Here is a 15,678-nt window from a genome sequence, read left to right as displayed (position 1 = left end):
TACCGGTAATCAGCCTGGATACCGTGAACCCACACCGGAACATGACCGCCGCCAAAGCACGCGCCGTCCCCATGCCCAGCAACAGCGCGCTGACACCGCTCTACGCCGGTGCCGACCTCGTGGACGCCTTCGCAATCCGACTGCCGGCAGAGGCCAGCAACGATATCGAGGTGCTGGCACTTCGCGCTCGAGCGGCAAGCGGGGTGGATTCGCGCGCTCACGTTTGCAAGCGTGCGTCGGGCTATCGCCTGGATGCGATCTCATTGACCAACAAGCTGATGACGGCAGATCTTCGTGACGATGGGATCATCACGGTCGCACGCATGAGGGCTCGGAGCATGAGCACCACTCTGGAGCCGGAGACCGTCGCAGCAACAAATTGCTTGACTTGATACGGGGCAACCTTCACGAAAGTCGGAGTGCCGTGATCCGGCAACCGGGTAGCCGCGCTTCTGTAGGCGCCCGTGCTCTGTCATTTCCATTCGGTGAATGCTGCCAGGCATATCGGACGACAGCAGCGGCTCTTCTTGCACCTACGACCTATCCGGCATTAGTCGACCAAGACCAGACTTTCCCGCAGTCGATTGAACCATCGTCCATCCATGAAGAGCTACGTCCTTGCTCTCGATCTTGAAGGCACCTTGATCTCGAGCGCCATGAGCCAGATACCGCGTCCGGGCTTGGCTGAGTTCTTGGCTCGTTGCGCCGAACTCTTTCCCCGCATCGTCATGTTCACCACGGTAAAGGAAGAGCGATTTAGAACGATCGCGCGCTTGCTGGTGGATGAGGAAGTCGTGCCCGCCTGGTTTGCGGATATGGAATACATCACCTGGCACGGCGAGACAAAGGACCTCCGGTTTGTCCCTGGCGTGCATCCGCACCAAGTATTGTTAGTCGACGATTTTGAGAAATACATTCATCCCGGCCAGGAGGCGCAGTGGATGCAAGTTGAGCACTTCGACTATCCCTACAGCTCAACGGATACCGGCCTCGCCAAGATGCTGAGCGCACTGACGGACCGTATTGATCGATGATCGTTGTGTATTTCTATGGCGAGGATCGACCAGAAGCCGACGGTCGTTGCCTCGGCAGAAGCCGGCGAATGATCTTCTTTACGTAGAGAATCGGCGACCAGACAGCGCATAACGGAGTGCAGAATTGGGGCACCAAACAGTTGTATACGGGTCCATTGAAGTCTTTCAATCCTCGGACGTTCCGGGCGCTGACGCTCGTACGGATGAAGCATTGATGCGCTTGCCGGAGATTGACGAATGGCCGTTTCTCACGCGCTCGATGTTCAGCGTCACTCCACCTGGCTACGGACCACATGGCTCCTATCTGTACAGGGTGATTTCGTTCGGCGCCTCCTACAAGGCCGTTGAATGGGAGTGGGCTGAGTGGTTGCTTAAATTTGAGCGATTGCTAGCGTTACTCGATTTCACATACGCGAGAGTGCATCTTGAGACGGAACTGGTCGGCAAGCACACCTATATCTGGGATGGACATTCGGACGACGGCAAGAAGATCTCACCGGACCATTGGCAATTTTCGGGAGGGCCGCGCACCTTCTCCGATTGACGTCCTCATGGCTCACAGCGGCCGCGAGTAGACATTCAGCTGCCCATTGGGATTCGCGATAAAGCGGACCTGCCCTCAAGCACCAGCGAGTGCGCTCATGCGCCTAAGGAGCGACGGTCGCACCGTCGATTCCATTCCGCCGGAGTGCCTCATGCACGAAGCCTGACGCCTTGCGGGATTCGATGAACTGTTGGAGCAAGGAGGCTGCCAATGCTCCACGGCTGGAAGGTAGGCCCATGGCCTGCTGGATAACCATGAAGCGCTCCGGTAACAGGCAGAGTCCTCCATTGCGCTGGGCGTCAGATTCCAGCTGTTGCTTCACGCCCGCCGCGACATCGTAGTTGCCTTCAAGGAACACATCGACGACGGAGGGCGACGTCGGCGCCCTGACGAGCTCGGCGTTTTGGAGCGTGCGAGTCAAGTACAGGTCGTAGGCGCTGCCCTTCCCAACCACGACGCTGACGCCAGGCCTGTCAACATCAGCATGCGTTTCGAACGCGGATGCTTCACGCGCCAGGTAGCAGCCCTCGATGAGGACATAAGGCGCGGTGAACTGGATTCCCTGAGAGCGGAGAGGGTCAATGGCGAAGAAGCCGATGTCGGCCCGCTCATTGGCAACCGCGTCGACGGCCTTGGCGGCGCCGTCGAAGACGACCAATTCGAGGGATATGTCCAGGCACGTCGCCAGCGCTCGTGCAAGGTCAACCGAGACGCCAGTCGGCGGCTGCCCAGCGTCCTGCCGGGCGAGGATGGGATTGCCGAGATTGACGGTCGCCCTCAAAACGCCCGTGGGAGCGAGGGCTTGAGCGTCATGTAGAGGGTAGTGCTCCACTGCAATCTCACTTCTCGGTATTCCAGTTGGCAGGGACGAAAACCTGCCCCTCCATGAGACGCCGCGCGCTCCGGCTCATGAGCGCCTTGGTTACCGCCCAAGTGCCTTCCTGCTCGGAGGCATGTGCGCCAACGCGCAGCGTGCCAGAGGGGTGGCCGAAACGGATTTCGTCATGACGCCCGCCGCCGAGTACGCGCGAGACGAGGGTTCCCGGAATGGCCGCGGCCACTGCGATGGCGACTGCGCCGGTACCGGTCATGGCATGGTGCAGCTTGCCCATCGAGAAGATGCGTGCGCATAGGTCCATATCCTCGGCGGTGACCGCCTTGCCGCTGGATGCGGTGTAGCCCGTCGGGTGCGAGACAAATGCAAGCTTCGGCGTGTGTGGGCGCTTCTCGGTCGCCTCCGTGACGCTGGACGCAAGGCCCATTGCGACCGTGGCGTTGGCCCGGATAGCTTCCGCCTTGGCTAGGAGGTCGGCGTCCATGTTCACTCGCGGCTGCAACTCCGAGCCGCCGAGGCCGAGCGTGACCGCGTCAACGAAGATGGTCGGATTGCCCGCGTTGATGAGCGTTGCTTCGACGACTCCCACTCCCGGTACGTCGACCTTGTCAATCATGTTGCCAGTAGGAAACATCGCGCCGCCTTCGCCGTCCTCATCTGCCCCGGGGTCCAAGAACTCCAATTTGATTTCAGCTGCAGGGAAGGTCACACCGTCGAGCTCGAAGTCACCAGTCTCTTGGACCTGGCCATCTCGCATGGGAACATGAGCGACGATTTTCTTTTGGATGTTGGCCTGCCAGATGCGCACCACGGCGACTCCGTTCTCGGGCGCATCAACAAGTCCGCGCTCAATCGCGAACGGTCCGACTGCCGACGTGAGGTTGCCGCAGTTGCCGCTCCAGTCGACGACCGGCGACTCGATGGCGACCGCGCCGAACAGGTAGTCGACATCGCAGTCCTGGCGGGTGCTCGGCCCGACGATGACGACCTTGCTGGTGCTCGACGTCGCACCACCCATGCCATCAATTTGCTTGCCGTACGGGTCCGGACTTCCCGTGACGCGCAGCATCAGAGCGTCGCGCGCCGCGCCGGGCTGACGAGCCGGCCCTGGGAGGTCGTCCGGCGCGAAGAAGACGCCCTTGCTGGTGCCGCCGCGCATGTACGTCGCGCGAATGCCAATCTGCTTGCTCATGAAGTGGTTCCTTTCGATGGGTGGGCGAACACGACACACACGGGGCTGCCGGTAGAAGTCAGCTGTTCAATTTTGGAGGGACCGGAGACACGGACGATGGAGTCCGCGTCTTCGTTTGCGACGCAAAGGGCGTCGGTGTCTGGTATTGGGGTGATGAAACGAGGTATGGCTCCGCGAACTCGAGTCCAGACCGGTGAGCTCAGCGCTCCGTCCATCGAATCAATCTCGTAGCGGACCACGCTGCCGTGCCCGCGGTTGCTGACGAACAGGTGGCATTCGTCATGGGAGAGCGCGATGCCTGCCCCCGTGTTCTCGCCGATATAGGAATCAGGGACAGTCGTGGAGCGACGCAGCGGCTCCAGCCTGCCGGTCGTTGTGTTGAATCGGGTCGTGAGCACTTGGCTCGACAGCTCTAGTACGACCCAAGCCAGGTTGCCGTCCGACCGAAACGTCAGGTGGCGAGGGCCGCTGCCAGGCGCCACTTCCAGCGTTGACATTAGCTGGAGTGCGCCTGTGACCTCGTCGAGCGCCAGGGTATGGACCGCGTCGGCGCCTTTGTCTGGGACTACGAACCAACGACCAGAAGGGTGCAGCACGATTTGGTGCGGATGTGCCCCCCGCTGTTGGGTCTTGTGAGGACCAGCCTCGGCCGGCAACTCCAGCAGATGGGCCATCGACCCGAGGGAGCCATTCTCTTGAACCGGAAAGCTCGCAACGCTGCCGGTGGCGTAGTTCGCCACGAGAACCCAACCCTTGCCCGCGCTCAGGGCCAAGTGCACGGGGTTCTTGCCTCCAGTGGGCCGGGTACCCAGCCCAAACAACTTTCCATCGCCGGCGATTTTGAAGCTGCTGACTTCGGCCCCGTCGCCATGAACGCAGTGCAGGGCACTGCGTACCTCGTCGACCAGAAGGAAGGACGGGTTGTCACCCGTGGGAGCAGTCCATCGATGGGTCCATTCCCCGCCGCTGGACACGTCAAAGACCTCTAGCCCTCGCCCCCGCGCTTGACGCAGGGCGGTCGTCCGGCAACCGACGTAGGCCCGAAAGGCGACATCGGATGGGGCTTGATGCGGGGTTGTCTCCATGGTTTGACCTGTCGTTGAATTGCATTATATGATTAGTTTCGACAAAAATAGTTCTTCGATGTTTTCTTTTCCACCTCTTTGGAGACAAACCCATGAGCCAACTTTCTCGACGCGCGCTCCTGCAGGCAGGCGCAGCCGTCCTTCCCCTCAGCTTTGCCGGTCGTAGCTTTTCGCAGGACAAGTTCCCCAGTAAACCCGTCACGCTCATCGTTCCCCAGCCTGCCGGCGGCGACGCCGACGTGGTGTGCCGCAGCATTCAGAACAAGATGCAAGAGGTGCTCGGGCAGCCCCTGGTCATCGACAACCGCGCCGGCGCTGGCGGGAACATTGGCACTGCACTGGGCGCCAAGGCTGCTCCTGATGGCTACACGGTGACTTTCGTGAATCAGGGCACCATGTCCCTGAATCCATGGCTCTATCCGAATACTGGCTACAAGGTGGACAGCCTTGCTCCGGTAACCTGGCTGACCTCCATCGACCTGGTCATCGTCGCGAACCCCTCTGTGCCGGCGAAGAACCTCAAGGAGTTCCTGGAACTGGCCAAGAAGGAGCCGGGGAAATTCACGTACGGCACGGCAGGCAACGGGAGCGCCAACCACATCGCCGGCGAGATGCTCAAGTCGATGGCCAAGGCGGACATCACGCACGTGCCCTACAAGGGTGGTGCGCCGGCCATCGTCGCGCTGCTGGGCGGTGAAATCAGCACTGTGGTGGCATTTCCGCTGGCCGCGCTCCCTCACATCAAGGCGGGCAAGCTCAAGGCGCTGGCTGTCACCGGCAAGAACCGCTCGAAGGCGCTGCCGGACGTGCCGACGGTGGCCGAAAGCGGGGTCACCGGGTACGAATTCGCTTCCTGGATGGGCCTGACCGTACCGAAGGGCACTCCTGACGCGGTCATCCAAAAAATCCACGCCGCCGCCTCTGCCGCGCTGAAAGAAAAGGACGTCGCCGAGAAGTTGTCAGCGGGCATGACTGAGCCTGTCGGCGCGGCCCCCAAGGAGTTCGCCGAGCTCATTCAGCGTGAGAACGAACGCTGGTCGAAGCTCATCAAGCAGTACGGAATCAAGATTGACTGACCTAGACTATGAGGCATGCCCTCTGTGAATGAAGTTGCCTCCGCCCCGGAACTGACCTCCCTGCAGCAACGTGTTGCCCGGGAAATCGTCGCCTTGGTGCGCAGAGACAACCGTGTCGCAGGGGACCATCTCCCTGAAATTCAGCTTGCACAGCACATCGGGACGTCTCGTTCGCCGATTCAGGTCGCCCTCAGGCACCTGGCCCAGCTTGGCGTTCTGCAGCAGGACGCCAATCGCGGCTTCTTCTTGAGCGTCGACGCCAAGGACTGGGACGGGTCTGTGTCCAGCCTCCTGGCGACGGACGACCCCCTCTACCTTCGCATTGCAGAGGACCGACAGTCGGAAAACCTGCCCGACGAAGTGACGGAGGCCGAGTTGATGCGTCGGTATGGGGTGGCGCGCAGCACCCTGCGCAAGGTCCTGTCCCGGATTTCCGAGGAGGGCTGGATTGAGCAAAGCATGGGACATGGGTGGCGCTTTCTGTCCTTGATCGATTCCCCGGACGCCTATGAGGAGAGCTACCTCTTTCGGCAGTCCATCGAGCCGGGGGCCATCCTGGGACCGTCCTTCAGTTTCGTGCCTGCCGAGCTCAAGCAACTCAGGCGCGAGCAGCAGCGAATCGTGGACGGGGGATTTCAGACGATGACCCCCATCGAACTGTTCGAGGCAAACAGCCACTTTCACGAGACGATTGCCCAGTGGGGGCACAACCGATTCGTCTTGCAGTCCGTGCGGCGAATTAACCAGCTGCGCCGGCTGGTGGAATACCGCCAAGCCACCAAGCGCGGCCCTCGGCACACCCAGGCGGCGGAGCATCTGGCCATCCTGGACGCCATAGAGCGGCAAGACTTCATGCAAGCCGCCAACTTGATGCGAGCCCACCTGAACGGGGCGCGCCGCGGCAAGCTGCAGGACTCCAGCGTCTTCTCTCAAGCGGCCTAAGCAGGCTGCTCCTCCCTTGAACTACTAGGCACCCGGGCTCACGCCAGGGAGGGTGTCCGTGTGCGCGCTCCCGACTTGAGCAACTGGTTACGTGCGATAGGGTATACCCTCGACCATAATTGATGAAAATGATCAGAAAATACAAATTAGGCGCTGAAGAAGTTTGCGTCATTCCGCGCCGCCCCCACAACAAGCAGTGAAGGAAACGTTCATGCAATTCAACGAGACAAAGAAGCCGTCCTTTGGCGCAGTTCGACGTACGCTCTTGGCGACCGCCGCGGTTGGCACCCTATGTTCCCCGGCCTTTGCCGAGGGGCCGTATCCGAACCGTCCCATCAAGCTCGTCGTCGCCTTCGCTCCCGGCGGCGGCTCCGACTTCATTGCACGCCTGGTTGCAGTGAGGATGGGCGAAAAGCTGGGCCAGCCGGTCATCGTTGAAAACCGCCCCGGTGCGGGCGGCAACCTCGGGGCGAGCACCGCGCTCAAGTCTCCGGCAGACGGCTACACGCTGTTCCTGGCGGCCGCAAGCTACACCGTGAACCCTGCGCTCTACAAGCTCACGTTCGACCCCATCAAGGACATCACGCCCATCGCGCAACTGGCTCGAGGCCCGTTCATCATCGCGGTGAACCCCGAAGTGCCGGCCAAGAACCTGAAGGAGTTGGTCGCCTTGGCCGAGAAAGAGCCGAACAAGCTGAGCTATGCCACAGCCGGCACGGGGAGCATCACCCACATTGCGACCGAGTACTTCCTTGATGTCACGAGCGCGCAAATGATGCATGTGCCATACAAGGGCACGGCTCCCGCTCTGACCGACACCATCTCGGGCCAGACACAAGTGGTCTTCGGGACCGTCGCTTCTACCCTCCCCTTCGCCAAGGCCGACAAGCTCAGAGCACTGGCTGTCACGACGCCCAACCGCCTGGCGGCGCTCTCCGATGTGCCCACGACCGCCGAGGCAGGCTTCCCCGCCTACTCCGTGACGAACTGGCACGGAATCATCGGTCCCAAGGGCATCCCGCAGGACGTCGTGGCCAAGCTCAACAAGGCCATCAACGAGTCAATTCAGGGTGCCGAAATGACCAAGGGCATGTCGTCCGACGGTCTCACCCCCGTCGGCGGAACCCCGGCCGAGTTCGGCAAGTTGCTCGCAGACGAGACTGCGCGCTGGCAGGCGGTCGTGACGAAGCGGGACATCAAGGTCGAATAACAAGACTCGCAGCGCGCTCGAGGCCTTGCGAGCGCGCCGCATCGAGTTGTTCAGGGCATGCGAACGCACTGAGCAATGCAAGACCATCAATGAAAGTGCACCAGGCTCCGCACTTGCCACGGCTATTGGACTAGCACCGTCTCCCCACTTTAGGAAATCAGATGAAAACCGAACCCCAGATAAAGCAGCTTCCCATGGCCAATCGGACGGTGCGCTATGTCTCCATCGCTGACATGAGCGGCGTCGACCAGCTTCCCTTCTCGCTGCGAATCCTCCTGGAGAACCTTCTTCGCCAAGCGGCGACGCGTGGCGCGGACACCCAGGCAGAAATTGATGCGCTCCTTGGACGAAAGGTGGGCGCTGGCCTGAGCTTTTACCCGACGCGCGTCTACGGCCAAGACATTCTGGGTCAGGTGATGCTGGTGGACATGGCCGGCATGCGCGACGCAGTGGCAGTAGCCGGCGGCGATGCGTCCAAGGTTGGTCCCAAAGTCCCAGTGGACGTCATCATCGACCACTCGCTTCAGGTCGACAGTTGGGCATCTCCGATTGCTCGCAAGGTCAACCTCGAGCGCGAGTACCAGCGCAACGGCGAGCGCTTTGCGTTCCTGAGGTGGTGCAGCAGCAGCTTCGAGGGCGTGCGCATCGTCCCGCCGGGCAAGGGCATCATGCATCAGATTCACCTGGAGTACATCGGCAAGGTGGTCTGGACGGACAAGGATGGCCTGAACGAACTCGCGATTCCCGACACTTGCGTCGGCACCGACAGCCACACACCGATGATTAACGGCTTGGGCGTTCTGGGCTGGGGCGTCGGCGGCATCGAAGCTGAGGCCGTGATGGTCGGCAAGCCGGTTGCGCTCGCGCTGCCTGAAGTCGTCGGCATCGAGGTAAAGGGCAAGCTCCGTGAAGGCGTGCTCCCCACAGACTTGGTCTTGGCCATCACACAGCGCATGCGCTCGCTGGGCGTGGTCGGCAAATTCGTCGAGTTCTTCGGAAATGGCCTGGAGGCCCTGCCGCTCGGCGACCGCGGAATGATTGCGAACATGGCGCCCGAGTACGGGGCCACCGCGGTCTATTTCCCCATCGACGACCGCACGATGGACTATCTGCGGATGACCGGCCGTGACGATGCTCAGATCGAGCTCGTGGAGGCATATGCCAAGGCGCAGAAGCTCTGGCGCGGCGCGCAGACGCCCACACCGGTCTTCGACACTGTCGTGACCATCGACCTCGACGACATCCGGCCATGCTTGGCCGGCCCTCGCAACCCTGAGGACCACCTGCCCTTGGAGACGGTGCCCAGCGCGTTCGTCAAGCACTACCAAGAGATTGCCGGCCGGCCTCTTGATCCGAAGCATCTTGCGCCCGTGAAGGGCGAGCAGTTCTCCTTGCACGACGGCGATGTGCTCATCGCAGCCATCACAAGCTGCACGAACACCGCCAACCCGGTGAACATGATGGCGGCCGGCCTGGTCGCGAAGAAGGCGGTCGCCCTGGGCCTTATGGCAAAGCCGTGGGTCAAGACTTCCCTGGTGCCTGGGAGCCACGTGACAGCCGCAGTGCTAGAGAAGGCTGGGCTGCAGCAAGCGCTGGATGCGCTCGGCTTCCACGTCGCCGGTTTCGGCTGCACGACCTGCAACGGCGGCTCGGGTCCACTTCCCGATGCGGTGGTCGAGGCCATCGACGCCGAGAAGCTCGTCGGAACCGCGGTGCTCTCCGGCAACCGCAACTTCGAGGGCCGCATCCATCCCAACGTGCGCGCCGCATACCTTGGCTCGCCTGCACTGGTCGTGGTCTACGCGCTGACCGGGACCTTGTCGGTCGATGTGACCAAGGAGCCCATCGGGACGGGCAGCAACGGTCAACCGGTGTACCTGCGCGACATCTGGCCGACCTCGGTTGAAATCGCCAAGGCGGTTGACGGTGTCTACGAGCCGGAAATCTTCCGTCAGAAGTACGCCGACCTGTTCGAAGGTGGCGAGCAGTGGGACGCATTGGCTGGAGAGCGCAGTGAACGGTTCCCCTGGAACAATGCCAGCACGTACATCCTCCAGCCCCCATACTTCGAAGGGCTCTCGCGCCAGGCTGCTCCGGTCCGGGACATCACCGGCATGAGGCCCCTCGTCATCCTCGGCGACTCCGTGACGACGGACCACATCTCTCCGTCGGGTGCCATCAGCCTGGGGACGCCCGCCGCAGATTTCCTTCTTTCAAAGGGGGTAGAGCGGCGCGACTTCAACAACTACACGACTCGCCGCGGCAACCACGACGTGGCAATTCGTGCCACGTTCGCGAACATTCGCCTACGCAATCGCATTGTTCCTGGCGTCGAAGGAGGCGAAACCAAGCTCATGCCGGATGGCAAGCAGATGCGGGTGTTCGAGGCGGCGGAGGAGTATCTGCGTCGTGACGTGCCCCTTGCCGTCATTGCTGGCAAGAACTACGGCTGCGGCTCCTCGCGCGACTGGGCAGCCAAGGGTGTTGCCCTGCTTGGCGTCAAGGCGGTGATTGCGGAGAGCTTCGAGCGAATCCACCGAACCAACCTCGTCGGCATGGGCGTACTGCCTCTGCAGTTCGAAGCTGGCACCACGGCTGAATCGCTTGGTCTGGATGGCAGCGAAACCATCGATGTGCCTGCGCTCGCTCACCACCTGAAGGTCTCGGGCCGCATTGAAGCCATCGTGCGCAGGGCCGATGGTTCGACAACCGTTGTTCCTCTCATCATCCGCCTCGACACGCAGGAGGACGTGGACTACTGGCGCCATGGCGGCATCCTGCCGTTGGTCTGGCGCGACTACGTCTCCGGGAAATCCGAGGAGCATGTGTTGCACTCCGCCCAGCGCATGGAGCCGGAGGCGGGCGGCCTTCTGCATGAACTGCCTGATGCCATGCCTGGTAGCGAAGTGCCGAGCGCGAGCCAGGGCGTCTCCTTAGGCTAGTCACTAGGGGAGGCCTCAAGCCTTCCCCCTTCCTTTCTTTTCTTCGACGCATCCTGTGCCGCCAGCGCGCGGCAGGGGAGGGCTTGGTGCTGCCTCGCGCTCGATTCGAACTCCAAAACCAGCTGAGGGACTCGCACTGCCCACACCGAGACAGTCATGCTCACCATCCTTGCCTATTCAATGATTGTGGTCTTCATGGCCCTGGTCATGACGGGCCGAATGACCGCCCTCATTGCGCTCATCGCCGTGCCCATCGTCTTCGCCCTCATCGGCGGGTTTGGAGGCGACATCGGACCCATGGTCATCAGTGGCTTGCGCGCCATCGCGCCCACTGGCGTCCTCCTTCTGTTCGCAATCCTGTACTTCGGTTTGATGATTGACGTGGGTCTGTTCGACCCACTGATTCGTCTCATCGTTCGACTGGCAAAGGGCGACCCCGTGCGCTTGGTCGTCGGTTCGGCTCTTCTGGCAATGATTGTTTCGCTGGACGGCGACGGGTCGACTACCTATTTGTTGTGCGTAACGGCGATGCTGCCTCTGCATCGGCGCATGGGCATCAACCCGTTGATTCTTCCGTGCGTGACGATGATGGCCAACAGCATCATGAACATCGCACCGTGGGGCGGGCCGACAGCCCGGGTGATGAGCGCATTGCACCTCGAGGCGAGTCAGGTTTTCACGCCATTGATTCCCCCGATGGCGATGGCCTGCGTCGCGACCATCCTGGTGGCTTGGTATCTCGGCGTGCGTGAGCGTGCCAGGCTCAATCGAATCGACTGGAAGCCAGAACACTACGAGGTGTCACCCATTGGCGGCGACGTTGACCTTGACGAATCGGACCCACCGCGCACCAGCAAAGCGAAGATGGTGTTCAACGTGGTCCTGACCGTGGCCCTGATGGTGTGTCTGGTGGTCGCCGTCCTCCCACTCCCGCTCCTCTTCATGGTCGCTTTTGCCATCGCAATCACGGCCAATTTTCCGAACTTCAAGGACCAGAAGGAGCGCATCGCCGCTCACTCTGCAAGCGCTCTCTCCGTCGTTTCGCTGATATTCGCTGCCGGGGTGTTCACCGGCATCCTCTCGGGCACCAAAATGACCGACGCCATCGCCCAGAGCGTGGTGTCCGCAATTCCCCAGGGCGCCGGGAACCTGCTCCCGCTCATCACTGCACTGCTTAGCGCCCCGATGACCTTCTTCCTGTCGAACGACGCGTTCTACTTTGGCGTCGTGCCCATCCTTGCGGAGGCTGCGAAGGGGTATGGCATCGCCCCCGAAATCATTGCGCGTGCCTCCCTATTGGGGCAGCCGGTTCACCAACTGAGCCCGTTGGTGGCAGCGAACTACGTTCTCATCGGTGTCGCTGGGGTCGAGTTCGGGGCCCACCAGAGATTTACGCTGAAGTGGGCCGCGCTGCTCGCCGTAGTCATGATTGTGTCGGCTGGCCTCTTCGGGATCATCCCTCTGTTTTGATGGAGACGGTCATGGAAATGCCTGCACATCAACTTTCGATGAGCGTCCTGATGACGCCGGACACGGCAAACTTCTCGGGCAACGTCCACGGCGGGACGATTCTGAAACTCCTCGACCAAGTCGCCTATGCGTGCGCCGCGCGCTACGCTGCTTGCTATGTCGTCACCATGTCTGTTGACCGGGTCGTTTTCCGGCAGCCCATCTACGTTGGCGAGTTGGTGACGTTCCTGGCATCCATCAATCACACGGGGACCTCGTCGATGGAGGTCGGCATCAAAGTCCTGGCTGAGAACATCCGTACGCAGGAGGCTCGGCACGTCAACAGTTGCTTTTTCACCATGGTCGCTGTGGACGAGAACCGGAAGCCGGTACCTGTAACGCCGCTGCGGCCCTTTACTCCAGACGAGAAGAGGCGCTACGCGGAGGCCGTCGATCGGAAGGAACTGCGCCGTGAAATGGAAAAGCGGGCTCGCAGATAGAAAGGTCGCCGCAGCGCTCTGTAGGTCCGCTTTCCCTCGGGAGCCCAAGTCGGCAATGGCCCCCAAGCTGCCGCCCAACACTCCAGCACTCTGCCCCCATCAACCTCCCCCAGATGCAAGCCCCCGAGCCCCCCCGCCGGCTCTCCCGAACCAGCACCATGACCCCCGAAATCAGAAAGTACACGGCCCCAACCGCCGCGTACCCCACGATGGTCTGAAGCACTGGCGCACCGCTCCCCTGTTGCGCCACAAAGAACCCACCAGCGAGCGCCGACTGCGCCCCGCTCAGCATCATCACCCACTGCCCTCCGTTGTCCTTGCGGCGACGAATGGCCGTAGCCAGTTGCAGCAGGCCTGCAACGATCGCCCAGCCCCCGAAGATCGCCAGCGCGATCTGCAACTTGAACACGAGTGAGCCCGCAACCGCCAGCGTGACAAGCGCGCTGATCCAGATGTTGAGCAGCTGCGTGGTATTGGCCTTCGCGCCGCCTGTCATCCTCACGTCCAGCAGGTTCGCAAACGCATCCCAGGCGGGATAGACGATCAGCAGCACGGTCGCCAGTGCGGGCGATTGCTTCGCGACGGTGAAGACCGCCGCGACCCACGCGAACGAGAAGGCGGCACGAACAAGGTAGTACTTGCGCAGCCAGGCGGCTCGCTGGGATTCGATTTTCAAGGCGTCGGACATGGTGAGGAACAAATGAAAGAAAGCAAGAAAAGATCGCCATCCATCGAGTGAACGGCACGGACGCACCCATTCTTTTCCCTCCCCGCCGCACGCGGTATCCGTCGGATGACCGACAGAGCCCCGAAAAACTGTGCGATGCTGGGTGCCCGCCGCCGCGATTCCCTTCTGCCCCCATGTCCGACGACACGACGACCATCACCGTTTTCGACGCGGTCCGCGCGCTGGCCTTCATCGGCGACCTGAGCATGGGCCAGCCGACGGACCACTCGCTGCGCACGGCCTGGCTGGCCGGGAAGATCGCCGCCGGGGCCGGGTGCGACGCGTCGCAGGTCGAGGCCGTGCGGCATGTCGCGCTGTTGCGCTGGTCGGGCTGCACAGCCAATGCGCAGGAGTTCGCGGATTTCCTCGAAGACGATGTACAGGGCCGGCAAGCGCTGCTCGCATCGCGGGCACCCCGCATGCGCCAGCCGCACATCAGCGGGCCGGTGCCCGATGCCGTGCTGGCCATGGCCGACATCCATTGCGAGATTGCCGGCGACATCGCGAACACGTTGGGGCTGAGCCGCGAGACCGAAGCCGCGCTGCGCACGGTGTTCGAGGCTTACGACGGCAGCGGCGTGCCCGGCGTGCTTCAGGGCGAAGACGTTCCGCTTGCAACCTACGTGGTGGCGCTGGCGAGCGATCTGGAAATCTTCGGGCGTCTCTACGGAATCGATGAAGCGCTCACTGTGGCGCGCGGACGTGCGGACAGCCTCTACCCGGCCTTCCTCGTCGATGCGAGCATGCCCTTCGCCCCGGCATGGATGAAGGAGCTGGATTCCCCCGCCGCGCCATGGACCGAGCCCGCGGAGCAGCCCGCATCGATGCTGCGACGCATGGGCCTGGAACTGGTCGGCGATGTGATCGACCTCAAGCTGCCGTGGATGACGGGCTACTCGCGCCGCGTGGCCAGCCTGGCGCGCGATTGCGGTGTACAGCTCGGCCTGGATGAAGCCGCGTGCCACCGCACGTACAAGGCCGGCCTGATCCACGGCATCGGCCGGGCGGCGGTTCCCAACGCGATCTGGAATGCACCCGAGCCGCTACCGGCGTCGTCGCTGGAGCGCGTGCGGCTCGTGCCCTACTGGACTTCGCGCGCCGCCGGGCAGATCGACGGTCTCGCAGCCGAAGCGGAGATCGCATCCTTCGCCTTCGAGCGGCGTGACGGCTCGGGCCACTTCCGCGGCCGCTCGGGCTCGGCGATGCCGCTGGAGGGGCAGATCGTCGCCGCGGCCGAGCAGTGGCAATCGCACCGCACCCGACGTCCATGGCGGCCGGAACTCACGCAGGCACAGGCGCTCGACTGCATGAAGGAAGACGCCAAGGCAGGCCGCTTCGATCAGGAAGTCGTCACGGCGCTGCTCGCATGCGTTCAGCCGGGCAGCGTTTCAAAGCCCGTTGTGCCGGCACAGGTCGATGCGTCCCTTTCCCAGCGCGAACTCGAAGTCCTGCGCTGCATCAGCCAGGGCCACAACACGAAGGAAGTCGCCCGTGTGCTGGGCATCAGCCCGAGCACGGTGCGCACTCATGTCGAGCGCGTGTTCCAGAAGCTCGGGTGCACGACCCGTGCGGCCGCGACGCTGAAAGCCGCGACCAGGGGGCTCATCTAGCAGCAACGGCGGCACGCAACGACCGCAGCGTGCCCTCGGCCACCTCGATGCGCCGGCGCAGTTCGTCGTTGACGACGCGCACCAGCGCGCTGAGTTCGGAGCGGCTGGAGCAGACCTCCTCCGCATCGTTCACGCGCTGCGGGCAGATGAGCCTTTCGAGGCCGGCGTAGGCGTGCCGGACCTCGTGCAGGCTATCGATGTCGTCACAGGCCTGCAGCGCAAGCGATTCGACGCCGGTGGATTCTTGAGAGTCGGGGAATGAAGAGACACGCGCGGACGCGCGAGAAGATGCAGCCATCGATGGCCTCCAAGAGGTGCGGTTTGTGGAAACCACCGCTCCCGAGTCCAAGCGAGGGCGGCAGCTCGACGGGTTGGACTACCGGGCACCTCTTGCGAGAACCGGCCGGGCTTGCGCCCGCCCGTCGAGCCGCCAAAAACTGGAGGCACGAATGACGAAGCCGCAGACCCTGCGGGAGTGACTGCGGCTTGCGTCGCAGAGGTGATTCGGGAGTCCAAGCCCGGTCACGCCTTT

At 62.5% G+C, this 15,678-nt stretch carries 15 protein-coding genes; 10 read left to right on the top strand and 5 right to left on the bottom strand.

What is annotated here, in order from left to right; all coding sequences use genetic code 11:
- Window positions 1-41 precede the first annotated feature (41 nt).
- The 3 genes from ACAM57_RS08705 (at window position 42) to ACAM57_RS08695 (ending at window position 1,578) form a co-directional block, all read left to right on the top strand.
- Entirely contained in the window at window positions 42-392 is a 351-nt protein-coding gene (locus tag ACAM57_RS08705; protein ID WP_369661365.1) for a hypothetical protein, read from the top strand.
- A 210-nt stretch (window positions 393-602) separates the two neighbouring features.
- A complete protein-coding gene (locus tag ACAM57_RS08700; RefSeq protein ID WP_369661364.1) occupies window positions 603-1,034 on the top strand; it encodes an NIF family HAD-type phosphatase in 432 nt (143 codons plus the stop codon).
- A gap of 124 nt (window positions 1,035-1,158) precedes the next feature.
- Entirely contained in the window at window positions 1,159-1,578 is a 420-nt protein-coding gene (locus tag ACAM57_RS08695; protein ID WP_369661363.1) for a hypothetical protein, read from the top strand.
- Window positions 1,579-1,681: 103 nt separating this feature from the next.
- Here ACAM57_RS08695 and ACAM57_RS08690 read toward each other — a convergent pair whose 3' ends face one another.
- The 3 genes from ACAM57_RS08690 to ACAM57_RS08680 are packed head-to-tail and all read right to left on the bottom strand — an operon-like array spanning window position 1,682 to window position 4,690.
- Window positions 1,682-2,410 carry a transporter substrate-binding domain-containing protein gene (locus ACAM57_RS08690; RefSeq protein ID WP_369661362.1) on the bottom strand — a complete coding sequence of 243 codons (729 nt, stop codon included), beginning with the start codon at window positions 2,408-2,410 and terminating at the stop codon, window positions 1,682-1,684.
- Between the two features lie 7 nt (window positions 2,411-2,417).
- Entirely contained in the window at window positions 2,418-3,605 is a 1,188-nt protein-coding gene (prpF, locus tag ACAM57_RS08685) for a 2-methylaconitate cis-trans isomerase PrpF (RefSeq protein ID WP_369661361.1), read from the bottom strand.
- On the bottom strand, window positions 3,602-4,690 hold the full coding sequence (locus ACAM57_RS08680; RefSeq protein WP_369661360.1) for a lactonase family protein: 1,089 nt from the start codon (window positions 4,688-4,690) through the stop codon (window positions 3,602-3,604). The genes prpF and ACAM57_RS08680 overlap by 4 nt, the downstream gene beginning before the upstream one ends.
- 92 nt (window positions 4,691-4,782) lie before the next feature.
- Between ACAM57_RS08680 and ACAM57_RS08675 the strand changes: the two genes are divergently transcribed.
- The 6 genes from ACAM57_RS08675 (at window position 4,783) to ACAM57_RS08650 (ending at window position 12,809) form a co-directional block, all read left to right on the top strand.
- The gene (locus ACAM57_RS08675) at window positions 4,783-5,766 is read left to right on the top strand and encodes a Bug family tripartite tricarboxylate transporter substrate binding protein (RefSeq protein WP_369661359.1); all 984 of its coding nucleotides are present in this window, start codon (window positions 4,783-4,785) and stop codon (window positions 5,764-5,766) included.
- A gap of 15 nt (window positions 5,767-5,781) precedes the next feature.
- A complete protein-coding gene (locus tag ACAM57_RS08670) occupies window positions 5,782-6,708 on the top strand; it encodes a GntR family transcriptional regulator (protein WP_369661358.1) in 927 nt (308 codons plus the stop codon).
- A gap of 211 nt (window positions 6,709-6,919) precedes the next feature.
- Window positions 6,920-7,918: a tripartite tricarboxylate transporter substrate binding protein gene (locus ACAM57_RS08665; RefSeq protein ID WP_369661357.1), complete on the top strand. Its 999-nt coding sequence runs from the start codon at window positions 6,920-6,922 to the stop codon at window positions 7,916-7,918.
- A 161-nt stretch (window positions 7,919-8,079) separates the two neighbouring features.
- Window positions 8,080-10,860, top strand: a complete 2,781-nt coding sequence (acnA, locus tag ACAM57_RS08660) for an aconitate hydratase AcnA (protein WP_369661356.1) — start codon at window positions 8,080-8,082, stop codon at window positions 10,858-10,860.
- Between the two features lie 156 nt (window positions 10,861-11,016).
- On the top strand, window positions 11,017-12,330 hold the full coding sequence (locus tag ACAM57_RS08655; protein WP_369661355.1) for a CitMHS family transporter: 1,314 nt from the start codon (window positions 11,017-11,019) through the stop codon (window positions 12,328-12,330).
- 11 nt (window positions 12,331-12,341) lie between these two features.
- Window positions 12,342-12,809 (top strand): acyl-CoA thioesterase, encoded by a 468-nt coding sequence (locus tag ACAM57_RS08650; RefSeq protein ID WP_369661354.1) that lies wholly within the window; start codon window positions 12,342-12,344, stop codon window positions 12,807-12,809.
- Here the strand turns inward: ACAM57_RS08650 and ACAM57_RS08645 are convergent.
- On the bottom strand, window positions 12,724-13,497 hold the full coding sequence (locus ACAM57_RS08645; RefSeq protein ID WP_369661353.1) for a DUF308 domain-containing protein: 774 nt from the start codon (window positions 13,495-13,497) through the stop codon (window positions 12,724-12,726). The genes ACAM57_RS08650 and ACAM57_RS08645 overlap by 86 nt on opposite strands.
- A 173-nt stretch (window positions 13,498-13,670) precedes the next feature.
- On the opposite strand from ACAM57_RS08645, the gene ACAM57_RS08640 reads away from it, so the two are divergent.
- Entirely contained in the window at window positions 13,671-15,146 is a 1,476-nt protein-coding gene (locus tag ACAM57_RS08640; RefSeq protein WP_369661352.1) for an HD domain-containing phosphohydrolase, read from the top strand.
- On the opposite strand, the gene ACAM57_RS08635 is transcribed toward ACAM57_RS08640, so the two are convergent.
- Window positions 15,139-15,444 (bottom strand): hypothetical protein, encoded by a 306-nt coding sequence (locus ACAM57_RS08635; protein ID WP_369661351.1) that lies wholly within the window; start codon window positions 15,442-15,444, stop codon window positions 15,139-15,141. The two genes, ACAM57_RS08640 and ACAM57_RS08635, sit on opposite strands and share 8 nt — an antisense overlap.
- Window positions 15,445-15,678 lie beyond the last annotated feature (234 nt).

Origin of the sequence: Variovorax sp. V15 (assembly GCF_041154425.1) — a bacterium.
Taxonomy (GTDB): domain Bacteria; phylum Pseudomonadota; class Gammaproteobacteria; order Burkholderiales; family Burkholderiaceae_C; genus Variovorax; species Variovorax guangxiensis.
This window is presented reverse-complemented; position numbering and strand designations above follow the sequence as displayed.

Excerpts from the sequence above, each read along its gene's own strand:
- ACAM57_RS08650 (WP_369661354.1), top strand. The coding sequence starts at position 12,342 with ATGGAAATGCCTGCACATCAACTTTCGATGAGCGTCCTGATGACGCCG.
- prpF (WP_369661361.1), bottom strand. The coding sequence starts at position 3,605 with ATGAGCAAGCAGATTGGCATTCGCGCGACGTACATGCGCGGCGGCACC.
- acnA (WP_369661356.1), top strand. The coding sequence starts at position 8,080 with ATGAAAACCGAACCCCAGATAAAGCAGCTTCCCATGGCCAATCGGACG.
- ACAM57_RS08680 (WP_369661360.1), bottom strand. The coding sequence starts at position 4,690 with ATGGAGACAACCCCGCATCAAGCCCCATCCGATGTCGCCTTTCGGGCC.
- ACAM57_RS08700 (WP_369661364.1), top strand. The coding sequence starts at position 603 with ATGAAGAGCTACGTCCTTGCTCTCGATCTTGAAGGCACCTTGATCTCG.
- ACAM57_RS08665 (WP_369661357.1), top strand. The coding sequence starts at position 6,920 with ATGCAATTCAACGAGACAAAGAAGCCGTCCTTTGGCGCAGTTCGACGT.
- ACAM57_RS08670 (WP_369661358.1), top strand. The coding sequence starts at position 5,782 with ATGCCCTCTGTGAATGAAGTTGCCTCCGCCCCGGAACTGACCTCCCTG.
- ACAM57_RS08655 (WP_369661355.1), top strand. The coding sequence starts at position 11,017 with ATGCTCACCATCCTTGCCTATTCAATGATTGTGGTCTTCATGGCCCTG.
- ACAM57_RS08645 (WP_369661353.1), bottom strand. The coding sequence starts at position 13,497 with ATGTCCGACGCCTTGAAAATCGAATCCCAGCGAGCCGCCTGGCTGCGC.
- ACAM57_RS08705 (WP_369661365.1), top strand. The coding sequence starts at position 42 with ATGACCGCCGCCAAAGCACGCGCCGTCCCCATGCCCAGCAACAGCGCG.
- ACAM57_RS08640 (WP_369661352.1), top strand. The coding sequence starts at position 13,671 with ATGTCCGACGACACGACGACCATCACCGTTTTCGACGCGGTCCGCGCG.
- ACAM57_RS08675 (WP_369661359.1), top strand. The coding sequence starts at position 4,783 with ATGAGCCAACTTTCTCGACGCGCGCTCCTGCAGGCAGGCGCAGCCGTC.
- ACAM57_RS08635 (WP_369661351.1), bottom strand. The coding sequence starts at position 15,444 with ATGGCTGCATCTTCTCGCGCGTCCGCGCGTGTCTCTTCATTCCCCGAC.